The following is a 15,691-nucleotide window of genomic DNA, read 5'->3' as shown; positions in this document are numbered from 1 at the left end:
ACGGTGTGGCCATGCCCAGTTGGGATGACGTACGCCGGATCGCCCTCGCCCTTCCGGAGACCACCGAGCGGCCGTCCTACGACGGGCTGCCGGCCTGGCGGGTACGCGACAAGATGTTCGTCTGGGAGCGACCGCTGCGTCGGGCTGACCTCGACGCCCTCGGCGCGTCCGCTCCCGACGGCCCGCTCCTCGGCGTCCGGGTGATCGACCTCGGCGTCAAGGAGGCCCTGCTCGCCGACGACCCGTCGATCTACCTCACCACTCCGCACCTCGACGGCTATCCGGCGGTGCTGGTCCGACTCGACCGGATCAGCCTGGCCGAGTTGACCGAGGTGGTCACCGAGGCGTGGTACGCCCGCGCCCCGAAGCGGCTCGCCGCCGCCCACCGCGCCGACCGGGGGCCCACCGACGGCTAGCCGTCCCGGGCCGGTCGGGTGTTCGTCGGGTGTTCGGTTGGTGGCCGCGCGGGCGTCGGTCGGGGCGGTTACCGTCGGCGCTCTTCCCGCCCAGGAGGCCGCCGCGCATGACGTCGTCACCCACCCGCCGCATCACCGCCGAGGTCGTCGCCGTGCACCGGATCGGCGACAGCGCGCCGCACAGCGCGTTCACCGACCTCGTCCGGCACGGCGGGACCTGGTTCTGCGCCTTCCGCGAGGCACGGACCCACCTCAGTGACGACGGGGTGATCCGGATCCTGACGTCGACCGACGGACGGTCGTGGAGCACGTCTGCCGTGCTGCGGCAGGCCGGCGTCGACCTGCGTGACCCGCGCTTCGTCCCCCGCCCCGACGGGCGGATGCACCTGCTGGCGGCAGCCGCCGTCGGGGACACCGCCAAGACGTTCCGGACGGTTACGTGGCATTCGGCCGACGGTCACGCCTGGAGCGACCCGGTCCCGGTCGGCGAGCCGGGTGTCTGGGTGTGGCGGGCGGCCTGGCACGACGGCGCGATGTACGGCGTCGGCTACGCCACCCGGGAGCCGAGGTTCGCCCGGCTCTACCGCAGCAGCGACGGCGTCGACCTCGAACCGTGGGTGCCGGTGCTGTACGAGGGCGGCTACCCCAACGAGTCCGGGCTCGTCTTCACCCCGGACGGCACCGCCTTCTGCCTGCTGCGCCGCGACGGGGCCGAGGCCACCGCACAACTCGGTCGGGCTCTGCCGCCGTACCGGGACTGGAGTTGGACCGACCTGGGCGTCCAGGTGGGCGGGCCGGCGCTGCTGCGGCTGCCGGACGGGCGGATGCTGGCCGGGGTACGCCTGCACGACGGCAGGGTCCGCACCGCGATCTGCTCCGTCGACCCCGGCCGGGGCGAGCTGACCGAACTGGTCGCTCTGCCCTCCGGCGGCGACACCAGCTATCCCGGCCTGGTCTGGCACGACGACCTGTTGTGGGTCAGCTACTACTCCTCGCACGAGGAGCGGACCTTCGTCTACCTGGCGGAGGTCCGGTTGACTGACTGAGACGACAGTCCCCATTGCCCTGATTCACGGGACCGCACTGCATCGCACCGCCCGCTATCGTCCGTACCACAGGCGAATTCCTCGACCTCACGGGGGTCTTGGTGCCGTACGGCCGCATCGGCCGACCACGTGATCGAAGCTGCCCGGTGGCCTATCGGGTCACCGGCCAGCACCGAGCTGACAGGGAAGAGGGGCATGCGTCTCACACGCAGTCGCCGGGCGAGGCGGGCGGCGTTACTCGCCGTCGCCGTCGCCGCGGGCGCGACGATCAGTTCCACCGCGCAGGCGGTGAGCGGGGTCACTCCGGTGCCCTCGGGCACCTACCTGTTCACCGCCAAGATCCAGAGCGACCTGGGGGCCTGTTCCGCCGCCCTGGTCGACCCCACCTGGGTGATCACCACCGCCGAATGTCTCACCACGCCGGGTCAACCCGTCGTCGCGGGGCCGCCGACGCGCCCGACGAACGTCACGGTCGGACGGACGGACCTGACCGCCACCGACGGCCACGTCATGACCGTCACCTCGCTGGTGCCCCACCCCTCCCGCAACGTGGTGCTCGCCCAGCTCGACCGGCCGGCGACCGGTGTCACGCCGATCTCCCTCGGCGCGCCGGCGACGGCGGGAGAGCAGCTCATGGCCGCCGGCTTCGGCCGTACCGCCACCGAGTGGGTGCCCGACAAGCTGCACGCCGGCGCCTTCGCCGTCACCGGCGTCGCGGGCACCTCCGTCACCGTCGACGGCGGCGACGCCGCCACCAGCCTGTGCAAGGGCGACGCCGGTGGTCCACTGGTGCGGGTCGGCGCGGGCGCGCCCCAACTGGTCGCCCTGCACGACCGCTCCTGGCAGGGCGGCTGCCTCGCCGAGACCGAGACCCGCCGCACCGCCACCGAGGTCCGGGTCGACGACCTCGGGTCCTGGATCGCGCAGAACACCCGCAACAGCTACGTGGCGCTCAACCCCGGTGGGGTCCTGTTGGACACGCGCAGCGGCGTCGGCGGCACCACGGGCCCGCGTACCGGTGCGGTCACCACCGACTTCCAGGCGCTCGGGGTCGGCGGTGTCCCCGCCACCGGGGTCACCGCCGTCCTCGCGGACATCACGGCGATCAGGCCGACCACCGACGTCTACCTGACGGTGTACCCGCAGGGGTCGCCCCGCCCGGCCACGTCCTCACTCAACGCCTCCACCGGTGAGACCATCTCCACCACCCAGGTGGTCAAGGTCGGTCCCACCGGCAAACTGTCCGTCTACCACCAGGGCGGCAGCACGCACGTGACGGTCGACGTGCACGGCTACTTCACCACCAGCGGGGGCGGCGGCCTCGTCGCGGTGAAGCACACCCACATGGTCGACACCCGGGACGGCACCGGCACCACCACCGGCACGATCCCCACCAACGGCAGCCGCACCTTCACTCTGACCGGCGGCGTCATCCCGGCCGGAGCGACCAGCGCGCTGGTCGACGTGGTCGTCGCCAACGCCGCCCACGGCGGCTACCTCAGCGCGTACGCGACGGGTGGCCCGGCCGACCCGAGCAGCATGATGGACTACGCTGCCGGGTTCACCTCGCAGGGGCTCTCGGTCAAGCTCTCCGCGGCCGGCCAGGTCACCTTCGTGAACCGTGGCCCGGCCGTGCATCTGGTGATCAGGGTGCAGGGTTACGTCGCGGCATCCCCCACCCAGGGCGCGGATCTGCGTGTCACGCAGCCCACCCAGGTGGTGGACACCCGGGCCAACGGCGGGGCCCCGCTCAAGGCGAAGGGCGAACTGTTCCTCAACCTCAACACCGCCCTCGGCATTCCGGAGAACGCGATGGACGGCGCGCTCATCTCGGTGACGGCGGTCCACCCCACCGCGAACGGATTCCTCACGGTCGAGAAGGACGGGATGTTCGCGTACACCGTCCCGGGCGGTCCGGTGGTGGGCAACACGTCGGTGTCGAACTTCGCGGCAGGTCACCTCGCCCGCACCACGATGGTGGTGACCAGGGTCGGCCGGGACACCGGCCGAATCGGTGACGGCCGGTCCGGCGTGATCAGGATCCTGAACGCCAGCAGCGGCACCGTCCACGTGGTGGTGACCCTGCACGGCTGGTTCAACAAGCCGGCGGGCAGCACCCCCTGAGCGACACATCGCCGCTCCCACCCCGGCGGGTGGGAGCGGCGATGCGCTGTCCAGCGCCGGATCACTCGACTAGCCTGCCGGCATGACATCGACGGTGACCGAGTCGACGGACCCGTACTGCCTGCGGGAGGGCGAGAGCGCGGCACTGTTGCGGGGGCATCCGTGGCGACGGTTCGTGGCACTGGGCGACAGTGTCGTCGAGGGTCTGTGCGAGCCGACGCCGGGCTACCCGGACGTGCAGTGGGCCGACCGGATCGCCGCCGAACTGGACGCCGCCCGGCCGGGTCTGGCGTACCTCAATCTCGGCCGTAGCGGGCTGCGCGCGCACGAGGTCCGCGCCACCCAACTGGCCCCGGCGCTGGCGTTCGGTCCGGACCTGGCACTCGTGGTCTGCGGCGGCAACGACGCCTTCCGGTCCCGCTACGACGCCGACAGCGTCGACGTGGAGTTGACCGCGATGATCGTCGCCCTCCGGGGAGCCGGCGCGGACGTGATCACGGTGGGCATGTTCGACGTCTCGTACAGCCCGGCGGTACCGGAGGCGGTGCGCCCCGGCCTGCGGGAGCGGATGCGCCGTCTCTCCGCGCACACCGCGCGACTCGCCGAGCGGCTGGGCACCCTGCACGTGCACCTCACCGACCACCCGCTGACCGCCGATCCGACCCTCTACAGCACCGACGGCCGCCACGGCAGCGCCCGCAGCGACGCCATCGCCACCGCCGAAACCCTCCGCCTCCTGTCCACCCACCGCCGCTGAAGGCGGAACCCGCGCGGACCCCCGGCCCGACCCCGGTGATCATGGGGTTGGCGGGGCCAGGAGCAGCCCGGAGCCCCGCCAACCTCATGATCAACCGGGAGGGGCGGGGTTTCAGTCGGTCAGGAGGACGCCGGTCAGCAGGACTCCGTGGGCCAGGTTGAGGACGCCGTCGCAGCCGGGGTAGCCGACCCTCGCCAGGCCGCCGGAGGCGCGGCGGCCGAACAGGTACGGGGCCAGGGAGTACGGGACGTCGGCCGTCACCGTGTCACCCGTCTCGATCTGCACGAAGTCCATCGGCACCCGGTCGGTCGGCAGGTACTCCTGAAGGATCGCGCCGCCCTGCTCGACGGCGGCCCGGACGCCGTCGGCCCAGTCCGTCGGGCTCGACTCCGGGCCGAGCAGTACGCCGTGCCCGGCCGAACCGTCGGCGGGTTTGGCCACCAGCTTCGCCTGCTCGGCGAGCGCCCGGTCGAGCACCTCGGCGGTCAGCGGCACCGTGTACGGCACGTGCCGCCGGATCAGTGTCTGGTCGTCGGCGGGTAGCCCGTCCACGTCCTCCCACAGCCAGGCGAACGTGGTCTTGTTGCCGAGCAGCCAGGCCGCCGCCGACACGAACATCGGCAGGGTGCCCGCCGCGAGAGCGCCGGCCACCGCGTCGAGGCCGGCGGTCGGGGTGACCCGGTTGGGCACGAACAACCGGAACAGCGCGTCGACCGGCGCGCCGCCGACGACCAGGCGGTCGTCGGCGTCCACCGTGGCGGTGGAGAGGGGCGCGATGACCAGGTCGATGCCGAAGTCCCGGGCCCGGACGGCGAGGGGGTCGAGGATCCGGATGAACGTCTCCGGGTCGTCCAGGCCGGGGTAGTCCGCGTCGAAGTCCATCAGCAGCGCCAGCCGGGCACCGTCGGGCAGCCGAAGCTCCTCGCGGATCGCCACGAACCGCTGGTCCAGCAGGGACGGCGCGGCCCGCGCCGGCAGGCAGTCGAGGATGCCCTGCTCCTGGTAGAGGTGCGCGAACCGCTGGATGACCGTGTCGGCGTCGAACCCGCCGCCGAGGCTGCTGTCGATGTTGTACTCGACGAACTTCGGCACCCCGTCGGCGAAGATCACGTCCGGGCGGTACGCGGCCAGCAGCGCCTCGGTCAGCGGCTCCGACTCGTCCAGCAGCCGAGTCTCCCCCGCCGGTACGCCGAGCAGTCGACGCAGCTCACCGGCCGTGCCCGCCCGACGGCGGCAGGCGTCGAGGATGAGCTGGGCGAGGCGGTCGCAGACCTCGTTCAGCTCCCGCCAGGCGTCGGCGGCCAGCACCGGGGGTCGGGCCAGCCGCCACTGCTTGTTGTAGGTGGCCCGGCCGTGGAAGACCTGCTCCCAGGCCGCCGCCCCGCTGGCCACCATGGCCCGACGGGCCGGTTCGGGCAGCTCGGCCCAGGCTCGGTCGGCCGCCGGCCACGCGTAGTTCGGATCGATCATGAGGTGTCCTTCATGGTCAGGTGGATGGCGGTGGCGAGCTGGTCCCGGCCGGGCTGTACGGCCCGGTCCAGGGCGGGCGCGAACGGCAGGACCGCGCCGTCCGGTCGGGTGACCCGGCGCGGCGGGGCGAGCAGTCGCACCCGCTCCAGCACCGAGGTGATGATCTCGGCGGCCATTCCGCAGGCCCGGTTGCCGTCGTCGAACACGACGAGGCGTCCGGTGCGGGCCACCGACTCGGTGAGACCGTCGATGTCGAACGGGTACAGGGTGCGCGGGTCGAACACCTCCACCGAGACCTGGTCGGCCAGCTCGTCGGCCACCGCGAGCGCGTCGTGCACCAGGTGCCCGATCGCGACCACCGTGACGTCGCAGCCGAAGCGGTGGATCCGCCCCCGGCCCAGCGGCACCGGTGACAGGTCGTCGACGTCGTCGCGTACGTCCATCGCTCCGGCGGGCGCGAACACCACCACCGGGTCGTCGTGGCGGATCGCGGTGACCAGCAGCCCGTACGCGTCGGCCGGGGTGGCCGGTACGACGGTGACGACGCCCACGTGCGCGAAGAGGCTGTACGGGTGGTCGGAGTGCTGCCCGGCCCAGCCGGTCCGCGACCCGGAGCCGGGCACCAGGTAGGTGACCGGCACCGCGCACTGCCCCCCGGTCATCAGCGGGAACTTGTGCGCGTGGTTGACGATCTGCTCGAAGACCAGGAACAGCAGCGACGGGATCTGGAACTCGATCACCGGCCGCAGCCCGGCCAGCGCCGCCCCGGTGGCGAAGCTGGTGAACGCCTGCTCCGACAGCGGGGTGTCGCGGACCCGGTCGACGCCGAACCGCTTGGCCAGACCGGTGGTCACCATCGACGCCCCGACCTGGACGTCCTCACCGAGCACGAAGACCGCCTCGTCGCGGGTCAGCTCGTCGGCGAGGGCCCGGGCCAACGCCCGCCGGTACGACAGTCGGGGCACCTCACCCACCTCCGGTGCGGGCGGTCAGGCCGCTGGCGTACAGGTGGGCCAGGGCGTCGGCCGGGTCGGGGTGCGGGCTGGCCAGGGCGAAGTCCACCGCCGCGTCGAGTGTCGCCTCGACCTCGGCGTCCACCGCCGCCCGGTCGGCGTCGGCGAGACGTGCACCCTGGATGTCCACCGGGTCCCGGGACCGGCCCCGGGTCACCTCGTCGGGCGGGCGGTAGTCGAGGCGTACCGCGTGTTCGAAGGTGTGGTGGACGTCGAAGCGGTAGGTACGGGCCTCGATCAGCTCGGGGCCGCCGCCGACCCGCATCCGGTCGACGGCGGCGGCCGCGGCGACGCGTACCCCCTCGGGGTCCTGGCCGTCGACCACCACGGCCGGGATGCCGAACGCGGCGGCCCGGCCGGTGATGCTGCCGGCCACCGCGCCGCCGACCGGCATGGTGGTGGCGTAGCCGTTGTTCTCGCAGACGAACAGCACCGGTACCCGCCAGAGCGCGGCCAGGTTGAACGCCTCCAGCAGCATCCCCTCGTTGACCGCGCCGTCGCCGAAGAAGCTCACCCCGACGGTGTCGCGGCCCCGGCGGCGGTGCGCCCACACCGCGCCCGTGACGATCGCCCCGGAGGCCCCCACTATCGCGTTGGCGCCGAGCACACCGAGGCTCAGGTCGGCGGCGTGCATCGACCCGCCCCGCCCGGCGTTGAGACCGGTGACCCGGCCGCACAGCTCGGCGAGCATCCGGGCCGGGTCCGCGCCCCGGGCCAGCACGTGCCCGTGGCCGCGATGGGTTCCGGCGAGCACGTCGTCGGCGCCCAGGGCGGCGCAGACGCCGGCGGCGATCCCCTCCTGACCGAGGTACGGGTGGATGCCGCCGACGATCTGCCCGCCGTGGACCAGCTCCACCGCCCGCTCCTCGAACCGGCGGATCAGCCGGACCGTGCGGTAGAGCCGGACCGGGTCGGCGTCGGTCACGCCGGGCCCTTGACGGCGGCGAGGATGTCGTCCCAGAGGCGGGCCCGGGCGGCGAGCGCGGTGTTGACCGTGTCGGCGCACTCCTGCCACTTGGTGTCGTCGTCGCCGCACAGGTCGGCGAGCATCTGCATGGCCATCGGGGTGTGCTGTTCGCCGTCGACCTCGATGTGCCGTTCCAGGTAGTCGACGAACGTGTGCAGCCGGTTGCTGACCTCGTTGACCGAGACGACCTGGGTGAACATGTCCGGGATGAGGTCCTCCCGGCCGAACGCGAACGCCGCCGCCTGGCAGTGCACCGGGGTCGACTCGATGATCTGCCAGGTGGTCGCGGCGAACCTCGCCGACGCGTCCGGCACCCCGGCCTCGACGAGCGCCTCGCGTACCGGCCGCCCGGCGCGCAGCAGGTCGACGAGTGCGTTGACGGCGGTGGTGTCCGCGCCGGCCTCGCCCATGCCCCGCACATACAGCTCGAAGTGGCTGATGTAGCCGCCGCCCAGCTCGTCGCTCTCCTCGACCATGACGATGTCGTTGATCAGGCGGCGGCTGCCGGTCGGCCCGGTCGGGATCCACGGCACGGTGACGCAGGTCAACTGCCGCTGCAACGACTTCAGCAGGGACATGAAGTCCCACACCGCGAAGACGTGGTGCTCCATGAAGGTGACCAGCGCCTCGTGATTGTCCAGATTGGCGTAGAGGGGGTGCTTGACCACGGCGTCACGCCGGTCGGTCACCGCCCGCTCCAACCGTTCGATGCCCGGGTGCGTCTTCCCCCAGTCGTAGCGTGACATGTCAGCCTCCCTGTTGGGCGCGGTGGCGCCAGATGATCGGGCAGTAGTCGGGGTCGGCGTAGTCCGGTCGCCCCTCGTGGGTGCGGCGGACCAGCACGTCGTGGTTGTACGCGGCGAGCGTGCCGTCGGAGAGCGGATACTCCCGCCAGGCGTTGTCGCCGTCCTGCAGGTGCAGCGAGATCGCCTGTCGGGGGCGACCGCTGACGTTGGGGCCGCTGCCGTGGTAGGTGCGGCAGTGGTGGAAGCTCACGTGCCCCTTGGGGATCACCATCGGGATCTTGCGGATCTCCGCGCCGTTGTGCGCGGCGTTCTCCGCCAGCATCTCCTCCAGCTGGCTGCGGTCCCGGTCGGCGAAGTGCCGCACCACCGTGTCGTCGGCGCCGATCTCCTTCCACAGGTGCGAGCCGTCGACCATGGTGATGGTGCCCATCTCCTCCCCGCAGTCGTGAAACGGGATGAACGCGGTGAGCATCTTCTCCGACGACGAGGACGCCCAGTAGTGCTTGTCGAAGTGCCAGGGCACGATGTTGCTCGGCTCACCGTCGATGGGCGGCTTGTAGATCAGCGTGGACTGGAAGACCCGGATCTCGTCGGCCTCGGCGAGGCGGGCGGCGACCGCGCCGATCAGCGGCTTGCGCAGGATCGCGCCGATCCCGTCGTGTTCGTGGTGGACGTAGTCGTTGTGCCGCTGCACCGGCCCCTTCGACGGGTCCCAGTAGGCCAGCTTCGGTGGGCGTACCGGCAGCCGCCGGTCCCGCTCCCCGTCGTAGTAGCGCTGCGCGGCGGCGGCGAGCGCGTCCACCTCGTCGTCGGTGAACACCTTCTTCGACAGGTACCAGCCGTGCTCGGCGTAGTGGCGCACGTCCTCGTCGGACGGCAGCAGCGCCCGCTCCTCGGCGGTCAGCACGGTCATGCGCCCACCTCCTGTGGGGTGGCCGCCACGGCGGCCAGTTCCCGTTCCTTGGCCTCGTAGAGCGCCTTGATGTTGCCGCTGCCGAAGCCCCGCGCGCCGCGCCGCTCGATCAACTCCAGGAACAGCGTGCGGCGCACGTGCATCGACTCGGCGAAGATCTGCAACAGTTGGCCGTCGTGGTCGGAGTCGACGAGCACGCCCAGCTCACGCAGCCGGTCCAGGGGCGCGTCCACCCGACCGACCCGGGCCTCCAGGGTGTCGTAGTAGCTGCCCGGGGTGCCCGCGAAGCGCACCCCGCGCCGACCCAGCGCCTCGACGGCGGTGAGGATGTCGTCGGTGCGCAGACCCAGGTGCTGCACTCCCCCACCGGCGTGCTGGTCGAGGAAAGCGTCGATCTGCCCCGGCCGCCGGGCCCGGTCCGGTTCCAGCAGCACCACGGTCACCCGACCGGTGCGGCTCTGCACCACCTTCGAGTTCATCCCCTGCCCGTCGACCTCGATGTGCTCCTCGAAGATCTGCGCGAAGTCGAACAGCGCCTCGAAGTGCCGGACCGTGTCGTCGAGCTGACCCGGTGGCACGCACACCGCCAGGTGGTCGATCTCGGCGAGCACCGGCGGATGCTCCTGCACCGGGGACGCCGTCGGCGTGATGGCGCCGGGCAGGAAGTCGCCCCGGTCCCCGCGACGCTGCACCAACCGGTGCCGCACGTCGGCGAAGCCGTCCACCTCGGCGACCACCACCTCGGCGTCCGCGCCGGCGAGGGTGGTCGGTGGCGTCACCCCGGTCGCGCCGCGACCCACCAGCTCGGCGTACGCGGACGCCACGTCGTCGACCTCGACCGCGACGACCGCGATGCCGTCACCGTGGCGCTGCACGTACCGCGCCGCCGGATGCTCGGCGCTCAGCCCGGAGGTGAGCAGCAACCGGATGTCGCCGTGGCAGAGCAGCAGTGAGCGCTGCCCGTCCAGCCCGGTCTCCGGGCCGCCCTGGCCACAGATCTCGAAGCCGACGGCGGTGCTGAAGTAGAAGGCCGCCTGCCGGGCGTCCCCCACGTAGAGTTCGATGTGGTCGATACCACGGATGTCCATGTCCCCTGAAACCCCTCCCACACGATTCCCCCGTACTGCCGTCCGGGCGCGCCCGCCCGGGATGCCGCGTCGATCACCCCCTCGGCTCGGCGACCCGGGCGAGCAGCAGGCTCACGTTCTGGCCGCCGAACCCGAACGAGTTCGTCACCGCGTACTCCGGGTCGGCCTTACGCGGGGTGCCACGGATGTGGTCCGCCGGGCAGGCCGGGTCCGGGTCGTCGAGGTGGTACGTCGGCGGCAGCAGCCCTCGACCCAGCGCCAACGCGGTGGCCGCCGCCTCCAGCACCCCGGAGGCGCCGAGCAGGTGACCGGTGAGCGCCTTGGTGGAGCTGACCGGCACGCCGCCGACGCCGAAGACGTCCGCGAGGGCTGTCGTCTCCGCGACGTCGCCGCGCTTCGTGGCCGTGCCGTGCGCGTTGACGTAGCCGACCGCCGCCGCGGGCACACCGGAGCTGCGCAACGCGCGGCGGATGCAGGCGGCCGCGCCGGCACCGTCCGGGCGGGGCGCGGTCGGGTGGTACGCGTCGGTGGTCGCCCCGAAGCCGGCCACCTCGGCGTACCCGCTCACCCCCCGCGCGGCGGCGTGTTCGGCGTTCTCGATGACCAGCAGCGCGGCACCCTCGGCCAGGACGAAACCGCTGCGGGAGGTGTCGAACGGCCGGCTGGCGCGGGCCGGGTCGGTCCCGGCGCGGGCCAGGGCCCGCGCGTTGCCGAAGGTGTCGGCGAAGGTCGGGAAGAGCGGTGCCTCACTGGCCCCGCAGAGCACCACGTCGGCCTCGCCGGTCGCGATCAGCCGGACCGCGTCGGCGACCGCCTGCGCCCCGGACGCGCAGGCGGTGCCGACCGACGAGCTGTAGCCCCGGATGCCGTGCGCGATGGCGATCCGCGCCGCCGGCATGTTCGGCAGGATCCCGGTGAGCAGGTACGGGCTGACCGCCGCCCGGCCCCGGTCGGCGCGGGCCAGGACCTGAGCCTCCAGTGTGGCCATCCCGCCGACCCCTCCGACGATCACCCCGATCCGCTCGGGGTCGACGTCGCGGCCCACCTCGATGCCGGCGTCGGCGAGCGCGTCGGCGGCGGCGAGCAGGGCGAGCACCACGATCCGGTCCAGCACCCGGGTCTCCGGCCCGGACGTCACGGTGCGCGGGTCGACGTCGGGCAGCAGACCGGCGACGTCCAGCGACTGTGCCGCCGGGTGCCCGTCGGGAGGGCGGGTCAGCCCGGAGCGGCCGGTGGTCAGCGCGTCGAAGGTCTCCTCGACACCCCGCCCGACCGGGGTGAACAGACCCATCCCGGTGATCAGGGCGCTCACGGGATCGCCTCGGTCAGATAGCGCTCCCGCAGGGCCACCTTGCGGACCTTCCCGGTCACCGTGACCGGGATGTCGGCCGAGCGCACCGGCACGACCCGGCGCACCGTCGCGCCGACGTCCGGGCCGAGGGCCGCCCGGACCCGCTCGGTGCGGTCCTCGGCCTCGTCGGCGCCGGCGGCCAACTCCAGCAACACGTCGGTGACCACCTCGCCGGCCTCGGCGACGATCACCACGGTGCAGTCGGTGACGTCCGGGCAGGCGGCGAGGATGCGCTCCTCGCTCAGCGCGGTGTAGAAGCGTCGACCGTCACCGGCGTCGACCGCGTCCACCGCCCGGTCCAGGTGGTAGTAGCGGCCGTCGGTGTCGGCGCGGACCAGGTCGCCGGTGAGATACCAGCCGCGCTGGCGGAACCGGTACGTGGTGGCCGAGTCGTTCCAGTAGCCGCGGAACAGCGACGGCGAGTCGATGCCGAGGAAACCCACCTCACCTGTCGGCACCGGTTCGCCGTCGGCGTCGAGCACCGCGACCGTGGCGAACCGGTACGGGCGGCCGATGCAGCGGCCGTACCGGTCGGTGTCGGCGCGGTGGGTGATGTGGAACATCGAGTGCCCCATCTCGCTGGAGCCCAGCCCGTCGATGAACACCGAGCCGGGCACCTTCGCCACCCCGTCGCGGGTGACGGTGTCGTGCCAGCCGACGGCGACGAGGCGGCGGATGTGCGGCTCGTGCGAGGCGTCGCCGGTGTTGAACCACAGTCGCACCGAGTCCAGGTCGTACCCGGACAGGTCGAAGCGGGCCAACTCGGCCCAGGTGACCGAGAAGCCGAAGACACCGTCCGGGTGCCAGCGTTGGATCGCGTCGAGCACCCGTGCGCCGTCCTGCTCGGACAGCAGGAACATCTCCGCCGAGTTGCCCAGCGCCTGGTTGACCATCAACACCGTCGCGGTGTGCGGGGCGGGCAACGCGTTGAGGATCCGGTGGGTGCCCTGCGCCTGGGGCATGGTGAGCAGGTGCCGGGTGGCGGCGAAGAGGCTGGCGTGGGAGTGCAGCACCGCCTTGGGCACCCCGGTCGTCCCCGAGGTGTGGGTGATCACGATCGGGTCGTCCGGGTGGTGCCGGTAGTGCGCCGGGGCGGCGGACGGGTCGCCCGTGCCGGCCTGCGCGGGGGTGCCGAGCAGCGGTACGCCCAGGTCGTGCCCGGCCAGCGACGCGGTGTGCGCGTCGTCGGCGAGCACACCGACGCCCCGCAACCGGCGGATGTACTCGGCGGCGATCTCCGGGCGGAGCTTGCCGTTCATCAGCGCCGGAATGGCGCCGAGGCGGGTCAGCGCCAGGAAGCTGAGCACCATGTCGGCGGCGGCGGTGGCCCAGACGGCGACCGGGTCGCGGGGGCGTACCCCGTGCTCGTGCAGCCAGGCGGCGCGGGCGGCGACCCGCTCGTCGAGCCGACCCAGTGTGAGTGGCACCTCGGCCGGGTGCCCGTCGACGGCGGTGTCGAAGGTCAGGCCGGGCCCGTCCGGGTCGGCGCCGTGCGCCAGCACCCGGGCCAGCACGTTGCCCGCGCCCACCTCGGGGTCGGCGGCCAACGCGGCGCGTAGTCCTCGTCTCCTCATTGTCGTCCCTCTCCCCCCAGCAGCACCGCGACCGCCTCGGTCGGCCCGTCGGGTGCCTGTTCGATCAGGATCAGCAACACCTCGTCGGCGTCGCCGTCGTCGCGCAGCAGGTTCGCCTCGGCGACGCCGTCGGCGTACGGGTCACCGGTCGGGCTCAGGCAGACCACCGGGCCGCGCAGCCCCCAACGCGCCGCGACGTGCCCGGCGACGCTGTTCGGCACGGACTGGAAGAAGAACAGCGGTCCGACCCGTGCACCGGCCTCGACAGTGGCCCGGACGTGCTCCGCGCTGACCCGGTCGCCGCTGGCGCTGACCAGCACGATCCCGGTCCGCACCCCGACCGGTACCTCCGCCGTCGGGTACCGCCGCCGCAGGCACCGCTCCGCCACCGCCACCACCACGGGAGCGAACGGCGAGAACACGAACCCGGCGACTCCCGGTGGCTGGTCGTCGTCCCCCGTCTCCGGCCAGCGTGCCCGTGCCGACCCGCCCGGCCGGCTACTGGACCCGCTCACCCGGTCGGGGTCGTCGGTGCGGACGCCGGACGGTCGCTGGACCTCGGGGGCGGTCACGGCACGCCGACCAGGAGGGCGGTGTTGGCGCCGCCGAACGCCGCGTTCAGTGTCAACGCGTGGGTCGCGGCCGTCCGGCGGGGCCGGTCGACGATGACGTCCACGGCGCAGCCCTCGTCCGGGGCCAGCCAACCGGCGTTGACCGGCAGCGCGCCGTCCCGGAGCGCGAGCGCGGTGACCACCAGTTCGAGCAGCCCGGACGCCTCCAACGCGTGCCCGTGCACCGACTTGGTGGAGCTGACCGGCACCTGCGCCGCGTGTCCGCCGAGAGCCCGGTGCAGGGCCGCCGCCTCGGCGGCGTCGCTCTGCGGGGTGCCGGTGGCGTTGGCGTTGACGTAACCGACGGCCTGCGGTGGTAGGCCCGCTCGGCGCAGCGCGGCGTCGATCGCGCGGGCCAGCCCGCCCCCGGTCGGGTCCGGCTGGCACGGGTGGAAGGCGTCCCCGGCCCGTCCCCATCCGGCCACGGCGGCCAGCGGTTCGGCCCCGCCCCGACGCCCGTCCGACGATTCGAGGACCACGGCGGCCACCCCGTCGCCGAGCAACAACCCTCGACGGCCGGCGCTGAACGGGCGGACCGCCCCGTCGGCCGCGAGGGCTCGGCCCGCGTCGAAGAGCGCGAACTGGTCGGACTCCACCAGGTAGCCGGCGGCGACCACCACCCGGTCGACGTCACCCCGGGCGATCAGTGTCGCCGCGTCGGCCACCGCCGTGCTCGCCGACACGCACGCGCTGGTGTAGACGCGGGTGTGCCCGGACAGTCCACAGTGGTCGGCGAGCCGGTCGGCGAGCGCGCCCGGTGCCGGACCGGGCCCCGTCGGTCCGCCGTGCACGGCGAGCAGCAGGGCACACCCGGCGCGCTGCGCACCGGTCAGCCCGGCCGCGCCGCAGGCCGCGTCGACCGCGGCGGCCAGTTCGTCGGGGAGCGTACCGACGTCGGGCAGGGTGGCCGCCACGGTGACCCGGCGGGCGGTGGTGTCGAAACGGCGTACCGCGGCGAACGCCGGGACGCCGGCCAGCGCGCCGGCGAGCTGGGCCTCGGCGCCCCGACCCAGGGCACTGACCGCGTGTACGCCGGTGAGCTGCGCGACGCGCCGCTCAGTCATCTGCGGAGGTCGTCAGGGACGCCCGGAACACCGCCAGCGCGTCGTCGACGGTACGGATTCGGGCCAGCTCGTCGTCGGTGAGGTCGAGCCGCCGGTCGTAACGCTGCTCGACGAGGTGCACCAGCCAGGCGAGCTCCATCGAGCCGACCCGGTCGGACACCTCGGCAGCCGGTTTCGCGGTGAGTTCGGCGAGCATGGTCAGCAGGTCAGCTCGCCCCAGGTCGGGCTGACCGCCCATCAGGCTTCGTCGCTCGTCGCCGCCGCACCGCTCGTCGCCGCACCGCTCGTCGTCTCGGCCACGCGGTCGGCGACCATCGTAGTGAACTCCCCGACCGTCATCAGGGCGAGCTGCTCGGACTCGTCGTCGGCGAACGTCACGCCGTACCGGTCCTCCACCCGGACGGACAGGTCGGCCAGGGCGAGCGACTCCAGGTCGACGCCGGCGGGGCCGAGCGTGGTGTCGTCGTCGAGCCCCTCGACGTCGTAGTTCATGTCGGCGAGCTGCTCGACGACGAAGGCGCGGACCTCGGCTCTCATGGATAACCTCTCTG

The 15,691-nt window shown here is 73.1% G+C and carries 16 protein-coding genes; 4 read left to right on the top strand and 12 right to left on the bottom strand.

What is annotated here, in order from left to right:
* Positions 1 to 11 precede the first annotated feature (11 nt).
* From O7617_RS28375 to O7617_RS28360, 4 genes are all read left to right on the top strand, one after another.
* Entirely contained in the window at positions 12 to 416 is a 405-nt protein-coding gene (locus tag O7617_RS28375; RefSeq protein WP_282259309.1) for an MmcQ/YjbR family DNA-binding protein, read from the top strand.
* Between the two features lie 107 nt (positions 417 to 523).
* On the top strand, positions 524 to 1,462 hold the full coding sequence (locus O7617_RS28370; RefSeq protein ID WP_282259307.1) for a sialidase family protein: 939 nt from the start codon (positions 524 to 526) through the stop codon (positions 1,460 to 1,462).
* Between the two features lie 195 nt (positions 1,463 to 1,657).
* A complete protein-coding gene (locus O7617_RS28365) occupies positions 1,658 to 3,586 on the top strand; it encodes a trypsin-like serine protease (protein WP_282259306.1) in 1,929 nt (642 codons plus the stop codon).
* A gap of 82 nt (positions 3,587 to 3,668) precedes the next feature.
* Positions 3,669 to 4,343: an SGNH/GDSL hydrolase family protein gene (locus tag O7617_RS28360; RefSeq protein WP_282259305.1), complete on the top strand. Its 675-nt coding sequence runs from the start codon at positions 3,669 to 3,671 to the stop codon at positions 4,341 to 4,343.
* A gap of 111 nt (positions 4,344 to 4,454) precedes the next feature.
* On the opposite strand, the gene O7617_RS28355 is transcribed toward O7617_RS28360, so the two are convergent.
* The 12 genes from O7617_RS28355 to O7617_RS28300 form a co-directional block, all read right to left on the bottom strand.
* Entirely contained in the window at positions 4,455 to 5,813 is a 1,359-nt protein-coding gene (locus tag O7617_RS28355; protein ID WP_282259304.1) for a hypothetical protein, read from the bottom strand.
* On the bottom strand, positions 5,810 to 6,778 hold the full coding sequence (locus tag O7617_RS28350; RefSeq protein ID WP_282259302.1) for a transketolase C-terminal domain-containing protein: 969 nt from the start codon (positions 6,776 to 6,778) through the stop codon (positions 5,810 to 5,812). Before O7617_RS28350 ends, O7617_RS28355 begins: the two co-directional genes overlap by 4 nt.
* A 1-nt stretch (position 6,779) precedes the next feature.
* Positions 6,780 to 7,751, bottom strand: coding sequence for a thiamine pyrophosphate-dependent dehydrogenase E1 component subunit alpha (locus tag O7617_RS28345; RefSeq protein WP_282259300.1), 972 nt, complete (start codon positions 7,749 to 7,751; stop codon positions 6,780 to 6,782).
* On the bottom strand, positions 7,748 to 8,539 hold the full coding sequence (locus tag O7617_RS28340) for a DUF3050 domain-containing protein (RefSeq protein ID WP_282259299.1): 792 nt from the start codon (positions 8,537 to 8,539) through the stop codon (positions 7,748 to 7,750). The genes O7617_RS28345 and O7617_RS28340 overlap by 4 nt, the downstream gene beginning before the upstream one ends.
* Position 8,540: 1 nt before the next feature.
* Positions 8,541 to 9,452, bottom strand: coding sequence for a phytanoyl-CoA dioxygenase family protein (locus tag O7617_RS28335; RefSeq protein WP_282259298.1), 912 nt, complete (start codon positions 9,450 to 9,452; stop codon positions 8,541 to 8,543).
* Positions 9,449 to 10,540, bottom strand: a complete 1,092-nt coding sequence (gene hppD, locus O7617_RS28330) for a 4-hydroxyphenylpyruvate dioxygenase (RefSeq protein ID WP_282259296.1) — start codon at positions 10,538 to 10,540, stop codon at positions 9,449 to 9,451. Before hppD ends, O7617_RS28335 begins: the two co-directional genes overlap by 4 nt.
* Before the next feature lie 73 nt (positions 10,541 to 10,613).
* Positions 10,614 to 11,852 carry a beta-ketoacyl-[acyl-carrier-protein] synthase family protein gene (locus O7617_RS28325; protein ID WP_282259294.1) on the bottom strand — a complete coding sequence of 413 codons (1,239 nt, stop codon included), beginning with the start codon at positions 11,850 to 11,852 and terminating at the stop codon, positions 10,614 to 10,616.
* Positions 11,849 to 13,465: a class I adenylate-forming enzyme family protein gene (locus O7617_RS28320; RefSeq protein ID WP_282259293.1), complete on the bottom strand. Its 1,617-nt coding sequence runs from the start codon at positions 13,463 to 13,465 to the stop codon at positions 11,849 to 11,851. The genes O7617_RS28325 and O7617_RS28320 overlap by 4 nt, the downstream gene beginning before the upstream one ends.
* Positions 13,462 to 13,980: a beta-ketoacyl synthase chain length factor gene (locus O7617_RS28315; protein WP_282264889.1), complete on the bottom strand. Its 519-nt coding sequence runs from the start codon at positions 13,978 to 13,980 to the stop codon at positions 13,462 to 13,464. Before O7617_RS28315 ends, O7617_RS28320 begins: the two co-directional genes overlap by 4 nt.
* Before the next feature lie 53 nt (positions 13,981 to 14,033).
* Positions 14,034 to 15,140 (bottom strand): beta-ketoacyl synthase N-terminal-like domain-containing protein, encoded by a 1,107-nt coding sequence (locus O7617_RS28310; RefSeq protein WP_282259292.1) that lies wholly within the window; start codon positions 15,138 to 15,140, stop codon positions 14,034 to 14,036.
* The gene (locus tag O7617_RS28305; RefSeq protein WP_282259291.1) at positions 15,133 to 15,378 is read right to left on the bottom strand and encodes an acyl carrier protein; all 246 of its coding nucleotides are present in this window, start codon (positions 15,376 to 15,378) and stop codon (positions 15,133 to 15,135) included. The genes O7617_RS28310 and O7617_RS28305 overlap by 8 nt, the downstream gene beginning before the upstream one ends.
* Positions 15,378 to 15,677 carry an acyl carrier protein gene (locus tag O7617_RS28300; RefSeq protein WP_282259290.1) on the bottom strand — a complete coding sequence of 100 codons (300 nt, stop codon included), beginning with the start codon at positions 15,675 to 15,677 and terminating at the stop codon, positions 15,378 to 15,380. The genes O7617_RS28305 and O7617_RS28300 overlap by 1 nt, the downstream gene beginning before the upstream one ends.
* Positions 15,678 to 15,691: the final 14 nt, after the last annotated feature.

It is taken from the genome of Micromonospora sp. WMMD1155, from assembly GCF_029581275.1.
Classification (GTDB): Bacteria; Actinomycetota; Actinomycetes; order Mycobacteriales; family Micromonosporaceae; genus Micromonospora.
This window is presented reverse-complemented; position numbering and strand designations above follow the sequence as displayed.